We start from the raw sequence: 7,103 nt of genomic DNA on the forward strand, positions 1-7,103 counted from the left end.
GGCACGAACTGGCCGGCTTCGCCATCGCGGCGCAGTATCACGCCGTCGGCCGGGGCCACGAGCTGGTTGTAGTCGCGCTGCGCCTCGGCCCGCCTGGCCGCTGCTTGCGCGGCATGCAGCTCGCTACGCGTGCGGTCGAGCTCGGCCGGGGCGACGAAGCTCTTCGCCACCAGAACTCGTGTGCGCTCGAACTGGGCCCGCGCCAGCTGTTCGCGCGCGCGCATCTCCTCGACGGTCTGATCGAGGTCAATCGACTCGATGCGCGCCAGCATCTGCCCGCGTTTGACCTTCTCGCCTTCTTGAGCGTCGATCGCCACCAGCCGACCGCCGACGCGCGGCGCCACTGGCACCATCACGGTCGGCTCGACGGTGCCGGTGGCATACACCGCCTCGATGGCGGGGCCGCGCGTGGGCAGTGCAACTTCCACGCGCACGGGCCACTGCCACCACACGACCACCAGCACCGTCAACACGGCAAGGCCGATGACGATGACGGTTTTCCGCTGCAAGCGCATGCTGGGTCAAGAGAGTGCAGAACGATTCACTATCTCATGCCCCGCGTCCGACCGCCACGGGGATTGCGGCGACCCTGTCCTCGGCTTCCCCTCAGTACGCGCGGGTGAATCCGCCGTCGTGCAGCAAGTTCGCGCCGGTCATGTGATCCGAGAATGCACCGAGCAGTTGCTCAACGACCACGGCAACTTCTTCCGGCCTGCCGTATTTGGCCAGCGGAATGTTCGAGGTCTCGTCGGCCAGGCGCTCAGCGAGGCTGACGCCCGCCCGATCGGCGCGCCGTTGCACCGAGGCTGTGTAGTCGGGCGTCAGCGTGCCGCCGAGTGACAAGGTGTTGATGTGGATGCCACGCTCGCCCAAGGCGAACGCGAGCGTCTTGGCCTCGGCCAGCCAGGCACAGCGCAGAACGTTGCTCGTCGCATAGTTCCCGAGAGCTTGCACCGACGTGACGGCCGAGATGATCACTACCTTGACGCGCTGGCCCTGGGCCGGCTCGGGTTTCATCGCAGGGATAACCGCCTTCAGAAGCCCCAAGGGGCCGATGAAGCTGCGCTGGAACAGCGTGCGCCAGGTGTCGTTGGGCGGCAGGCAATCGTTCGTCGGAGTCATCTGCGGCGGCATCAATACAACGCCATCGAGCACGATACCCTGGTCGACGAGCCGCTCACCGAAGGCGGCGACGGCGACGTCGTCACCCATCTCCACTGGGATGGCTTCGTAGCGGCCTGGGCGAACCGACCTCAGCTCATCGCAAAGCGCAAGCAGCCTGCCTTCATCGCGAGCCGCAAGCACCAGCGCACGCCCCGATTGCGCCAGCCGGGCGCAGACGGCGCGTCCGATACCGCCGCTCGCGCCCGTAACAAGAACGGATCGGCTGTCATTGCTCATGGACGCGCTCCTTGGCACGGCGATCACCGCGGGTTGCAAGCTGCGCATTGTGCGCTCGCGGACCTCGCCCGGCACCGGTTGACTCGCAACTGTTGTCGTGCCCTCTTGCAACGGCCACGGACCTGGTGCCGCAAYTCGATGAAACCTCGCGCCGCCGTCAAGTGTGGCGCGGCCAGCCAATCGGCGTAGCCGGCCGGCGGCCGAGTGAGGGGGGCGGGGCGATCGGTCATCGGCCGTGGTGCGCTTCAAGCACAATCGCCCACGCCGCGGAAGGGTTCCTTCCTTGACATCATTTGCTGCACGTAGGCACGCGGCAAGCTTTCAACCTGACGGCACTCCGCAATGGCGAATTCAAACTTCAAGCTGCTGAATCATTTGCCCCATCTCCTGCGCCGGGCACATTTCGAAGCGGACGCTCTGTTTCCGCAGATTTACGGCACCGCACTGACTTCACGCCAACTTGCGTTGCTGGTCGCAGTCGACCAGCGCCCCGGCGCATCGCAGAGTGAAGTGGCACAGGACATCGGATTGGACCTGAACACCTGCAGCGATCTGGTGCAGCGAACCGTGTCAAAGGGCTTGCTTCACCGCGAGCGATCGAGCGTCGATGCGCGCAGCTTCTGCCTCTCCCTCACAGACGAAGGCCAGCAGGCGCTGCTGAACTCCACGGCCAAGGCGATCGAATACCGCGATGCCCTTGCGAGTCGGCTCAGCGCGTCCGAGCGAAACCAGCTCATAGCGCTGTTGCGCAAGATGCTGGGATTCGGCGGATAGCCCGCCGGCTGAATCGCGCTAGGGTTATCCCTATATGCACTGTGGGGGTCCAGCCATTTAATACTACGAATACGTAGTTAATAAGTGTTGAAACTCATGATCCAGACCATCGCGTTTCCGGCCGGCAACTACCACTACCTCGCCGGCGGCTTCCAGTATTCGGCGGCGGTGATCGCTGATGACGGGCACCTCATCGAGCGCGCGCGGTTTCGGCGGCCGGTGGCGCTGGCCGAGGGCTTCGCCCGCATCCGGTCCCACCTGACCTCTCTGGGGCGCCCGCTGACGGCGCTGTGCGCCTGCGAGCTGCGCTCGCCTGCACCGATGGACGAGCCGAGATTCATCGCCTTCAACCGTGCCTACGTCGGACCGCTGGCCGAGTGGGGGCTCTTCAAGGACGACATCAATCCCGTGGCGCGATGCAATCTGGTGCCAGCCGTCGATGCTCCGCGCGAGCCCAGCTTCCATGCATTCAGCTACACGCTGCGTGCACCGGCGTCAGCCAGGACACGGGACTTCGTGACCTCCGGAGCCGCCGAGTGCCCGGACCGCCCCGGCTACCGCGACAACATTGTTCGCCTCGGCGAGACCTCGGCGGAGGCGCTGATCGACAAGCTGCGCTTCGCCATCGGCGACCTCGAGTCGCGCTTCGCGCTGATGGGCGTCGACTGGGCCGACGTGGCCGACACACGCCTCTACACCGTTCACGACCTGCACCACGCCATGCAGTGTGAACTCGCCGAGCGCGGCGCTCTGGCCGGCGGACTGGGCTGGCACTGGGTGCGTCCACCCATCAAGGAACTCGAGATCGAAATCGACGCGCGCAGCGTCTCGCGCGAATGTTTGCTGGCGGCCTAGCTCTTGCGAAGTTTGCCACCCGCTCAGGCACCCGCCCTTCCATTCCCCATCAGGAGTATTCGATGAAAGTCTTCAACCTCATTCGACGTCAGATCCTCGGCCTCACCGCTCTCGCCATCGCTGCCGCCACTTCTCCTGCCTGGGCGGCAGACCCGTTTCCCACCGGGCCGATCCGCATCCTGGTGGGCTTTCCGGCCGGCGGCACCATCGACGTCGTGGCGCGCCAGGTGGCGGAGCAGATGCGCGAAGAACTGGGCGTGCCGGTGACGGTGGAGAACCAGACCGGCGCCGGCGGCCAACTCGCAGCCCAGGCGCTCAAGCGTGCTGCGCCCGATGGCCGCACGCTGATGATCGCGCCCGACCACACGGCGGTGATCATCCCGCTGACGCTCGCCCATCCAGGCTTCAATGTCGCAAACGACTTCGCGCCGATCGGGCTGGTCGCCAACTACGCAGGTGCTCTGGCGGTAAGCCAGGCCAGCGGCATCAAGGACCTGCCGGGCCTTCTGGCCGCGGCGAAGGCCGATCCCAAGGCGGGAAACATCGGCGTCTCGGCCGCCGGCAGCAAGCCGCAGTTCCAGATAGATGCGCTCGCCAAGCGTCAGGGTGTGCCGCTGGCCACAGTGCCATTTCGCGGCTCGGTGCCGATGGTGCAGGACCTCGCGGGCRGACACCTGACTGCAGRCATCACGGCGCTCGGCGACTTCCTGGAGTTCGATCGCGCCGGCAAGCTCAAAGTCATCGCGATGGTCGGACAGCGGCGCTCATCCATCCTCCCTGATGTGCCCACGGCCGCTGAACTGGGCTATCCGATGCAGGTCGACTTCTGGGTTGGCATGTTCGCGCCGGCCGGCACCCCCAAAGCTGCAGTCGAACACCTCAACCAAGTGCTCGGCAAGGCGCTTGCCGCTCCCAAGGTGCAGCAGCGCATGGCCGGCCTTGTGTTCGAGCCCAAGGCTTCGACCCCGGCTCAGTTGAGCGAACGCATTGCCGCCGAGACAAAACTATGGGAGCCGATCGTCGCGGCCTCGGGTTGGTCCAAGCAATAGAGCCATCCCAAGTGGATCGTCCGGTCGAGCTGTAGCCAACCTCCGGGGAAAGAAATCAGCTGAAACGCTGCGCGCCTGGAGCGCCCCGGCCGGCGCTGTGTCTGTCACTGGCTCAGTCGCGCGGCAACCACGTGTGAATCACCCCGTTGAAGTGATCCCCGTTCACGACAAAACTTGACCTGGAATCGCATGGTCCGGTGATGATGAAGCCACACAGGCAAATTTGCTGTCCACCGGGAGTCGACGCACCGGATGGCTGCGCACAGAGGCGCAGCCTGCCGACTGGAAAATCAAGCATGCTCCTTCTGTCCGCGCCCTCGCAAACATAGGCAACCGGCGTCGAAGCGAAGATGCTGCCGATGAATCCGCACTGCCGGCACAGCAGGCGCTACGGGTGGAGCATGTCCCATTTGGCTACTTTCGGTGCTACGGTGCTTGCGATAGGCTCTCGCTCGAAGGGAACGGCTCCCGTAAGAATGCCCTCCGGCGGTCAACAAATAGCGAGGAACCGCCATGCATAACATCAAGAACGCCCTGGGTGCTGCCCAAGAGTCCCACTGATCCACACAATCGGGTTAGAGCACGACGATGAATTCGAACGGGYCAGAGGAGGAGGGTGCCGGTCGCTGGCAAATGTTGGCGCTGCTCGCACTGACTCTGGTTTTGTCGATGACAACGTGGTTCTCGGCCTCCGCGGTGATCCCCCAACTGCGGCAAGAGTGGGCGCTTTCCGCCAACGCCGCCGCATGGCTGACCATCGCCGTTCAACTCGGCTTCGTATGCGGCGCGCTGGTCTCGAGCTTCCTGAATCTCTCCGACATCGTCCCGCCGAAGCATGTAGTCCTTGGCGGATCGATCGGTGCTGCCACCGCGAACGGGCTCTTGGAGCTCGCTGGCGCAGGCGACATCGGAATCGCGCTTCGCTTCGCAACAGGTTTCTTCCTGGCGGGCGTGTATCCCCCAGCCCTCAAGCTGATGGCCACATGGTTCCGGAGAGGCCGCGGAGTCGCGCTCGGCATCCTCGTTGGTGCGATTGTCTTGGGACAAGCGACGCCTCATCTTATCAATGGGCTCGGTGGGCTGGATTGGCGCTTTGTGATCTACATGACCTCCGCTTTGACGCTGATTGGTGGTTTGATTGCAGAGTTCGCAGTGAAGGAAGGTCCCTCTCCTTTCCCGACGGCGACATTCGATCCCAAGCAGGTGTGGCGCGTATTTGCCAACCGCGGCGTCCGGCTGGCTTCCTTCGGTTACTTTGGCCACATGTGGGAGCTGTTTGCCATGTATGCGTGGTTCATGCCGTTCTTCTCCGAGGCGCTGGTAGCTCGAGGGAAGACTGTGGGCTCGGCTGCCGCCTTCGCGACATTCGCGGTCATTGCCGTTGGGGCATTGGGCTGTTGGGTAGGCGGTATCCTGGGAGATCGCTGGGGCAGGACCAGAACGACCGCGCTGATGATGGCTGTATCCGGGAGCTGCTGCATTCTGATCGGGTTGCTGTTCGGCTCATCCCCGTGGCTGCTGCTCATCGTCGGCTTGGTGTGGGGCTTTACCGTCGTGGCCGACTCTGCGCAGTTTTCGGCGATGGTCACCGAGCTTGCCGATCAATCTTATGTAGGAACAGCGTTGACACTGCAGCTTGCCGTTGGGTTCATCCTCACGATCGTGACGATCTGGCTGATCCCATTGATCGCAGATGCCTTTGGATGGCGGTGGGTGTTTGCGTTTCTGGCCCCAGGTCCAGCTCTCGGCGTGCTGGCGATGCTTCGGCTTAAGTCCTTGCCGGAATCGGCTCGTCTCGCCGGAGGTATCGGCTAGTTGCCTGCCGGCGCGCATGAGAAGCTTGTGATGCGGCGATCGCTCATCAATGCGAGCGTTGAATGACCGCGGAGAAGGTCGCCAGCACCCCCCATCAAATCCGCCCAGTGCGCCGGGTGGGCGGCACGTCTTGGATCTCCTGGTTTCACTTGGTATCGCGACAACAAGGCCACGATCTATTCCTTGCTGTTCGACATGGCCGCCGAGACCTTGGCGACCATCGCGGCTGACTCGAAGCATCTTGGCGCAAGCATCGGCGCTACCCTGGTCCTGCACACGTGGGGATCGGCGCTGACGCATCACCCGCATGTGCATGGGATTGTTCCGGGCGGCGGAGTAGCGCCCGACGGCGAACGCTGGATCGCCTGTCGGCCGGGGTTCTTCTTGCCGGTGCGTGTGCTGTCGCGCCTGTTCCGGCGGCGCTTCCTTGAAGAACTCCAGGACGCACACCGAGCCGGTCGGCTGCAATTCTTCGGCGAGTACGCCGCACTGGTCAACGCGAAGGCGTTCGCCGAGTGGCTCGCACCGCTGCGCAAGTGCGAATGGGTGGTCTACGCCAAGCGACCCTTCGCCGGCCCCGAGGCGGTGCTGGCCTATCTCTCGCACTACACGCACAGGGTCGCAATCTCCAACAGCCGGCTGATCTCTCTTGACGATCGCCGCGTCACCTTCCGTTGGAAGGACTGCCGGGCCAAGGGCCGCACACGCTCGAAGACGATGACGCTCGATGCCGATGAATTCATGCGGCGCTTCCTGCTGCATGTGCTGGGCCGCAGTGTGGGCAGGAGAAGGTTGCCCGCTTCATGCACTCCAGGTGATCGTCGTTGCGGCCCAGCATGTAGGCCGCGACGGCCAGATGCGCCAAATCCTGCGGGTCGAGGGGACACGTCCGATCAGCCCTCACGAACGCGCGGTAGGCGCGCGCCCACGCCCGACGCGCCATGGCTTCGCGGCCCTGTTCAATTGCGTTGGCTACGGTCATCACCTTCAGAGAGCGTGATCTCCGGTAAGGATATAAGCGGTCAGCGGCGCACCAAAACGCCGCTAGATCGGCGGGAGGCCGATCATCTTGCCATTGCGTCGGAAGCGCGTAGCATATCGGCCGCATCTCGCAGTGAAGTTCCTTCCCGCCGCGCTAGGTCCACTTCCATCACGGAACCCGCCTTGCCGAATGGGTCGAATGTCACTTCACTGTCAGTGAGCTTGACC

6 protein-coding genes and 1 pseudogene are annotated in these 7,103 nt (G+C 64.1%); 5 read left to right on the plus strand and 2 right to left on the minus strand.

Annotated features, from left to right (window positions below):
• Together AC1D2K_RS26275 and AC1D2K_RS26280 are read right to left on the minus strand one after the other, a co-directional pair.
• The coding region (locus AC1D2K_RS26275; protein WP_478092228.1) for an efflux RND transporter periplasmic adaptor subunit at positions 1 to 515 on the minus strand (515 nt) is incomplete at its 3' end.
• 91 nt (positions 516 to 606) lie between these two features.
• Positions 607 to 1,401: an SDR family oxidoreductase gene (locus tag AC1D2K_RS26280; protein WP_478092229.1), complete on the minus strand. Its 795-nt coding sequence runs from the start codon at positions 1,399 to 1,401 to the stop codon at positions 607 to 609.
• A gap of 342 nt (positions 1,402 to 1,743) precedes the next feature.
• Between AC1D2K_RS26280 and AC1D2K_RS26285 the strand changes: the two genes are divergently transcribed.
• The 5 genes and pseudogenes from AC1D2K_RS26285 to AC1D2K_RS26305 all read left to right on the plus strand — a co-directional run.
• On the plus strand, positions 1,744 to 2,175 hold the full coding sequence (locus AC1D2K_RS26285; protein WP_478092231.1) for a MarR family winged helix-turn-helix transcriptional regulator: 432 nt from the start codon (positions 1,744 to 1,746) through the stop codon (positions 2,173 to 2,175).
• A gap of 84 nt (positions 2,176 to 2,259) precedes the next feature.
• Positions 2,260 to 3,030 carry a 2-amino-5-chloromuconate deaminase CnbZ gene (gene cnbZ / locus AC1D2K_RS26290; RefSeq protein ID WP_478092233.1) on the plus strand — a complete coding sequence of 257 codons (771 nt, stop codon included), beginning with the start codon at positions 2,260 to 2,262 and terminating at the stop codon, positions 3,028 to 3,030.
• Complete coding sequence (locus AC1D2K_RS26295; protein WP_478092235.1) at positions 3,012 to 4,079, plus strand: tripartite tricarboxylate transporter substrate-binding protein; 1,068 nt, start codon at positions 3,012 to 3,014, stop codon at positions 4,077 to 4,079. The genes cnbZ and AC1D2K_RS26295 overlap by 19 nt, the downstream gene beginning before the upstream one ends.
• Positions 4,080 to 4,667: 588 nt before the next feature.
• Complete coding sequence (locus AC1D2K_RS26300; protein ID WP_478092237.1) at positions 4,668 to 5,894, plus strand: MFS transporter; 1,227 nt, start codon at positions 4,668 to 4,670, stop codon at positions 5,892 to 5,894.
• A gap of 162 nt (positions 5,895 to 6,056) precedes the next feature.
• Positions 6,057 to 6,662 (plus strand): annotated as a pseudogene (locus AC1D2K_RS26305) (IS91 family transposase); the annotation flags it as partial.
• Positions 6,663 to 7,103: the final 441 nt, after the last annotated feature.

It is taken from the genome of Variovorax sp. P1_H12_2, from assembly GCF_056405335.1.

What these genes read in the sequence shown, in the direction of transcription:
- AC1D2K_RS26280 (WP_478092229.1), bottom strand. Translation starts at nt 1,401, where the DNA reads ATGAGCAATGACAGCCGATCCGTTCTTGTTACGGGCGCGAGCGGCGGT.
- AC1D2K_RS26285 (WP_478092231.1), top strand. Translation starts at nt 1,744, where the DNA reads ATGGCGAATTCAAACTTCAAGCTGCTGAATCATTTGCCCCATCTCCTG.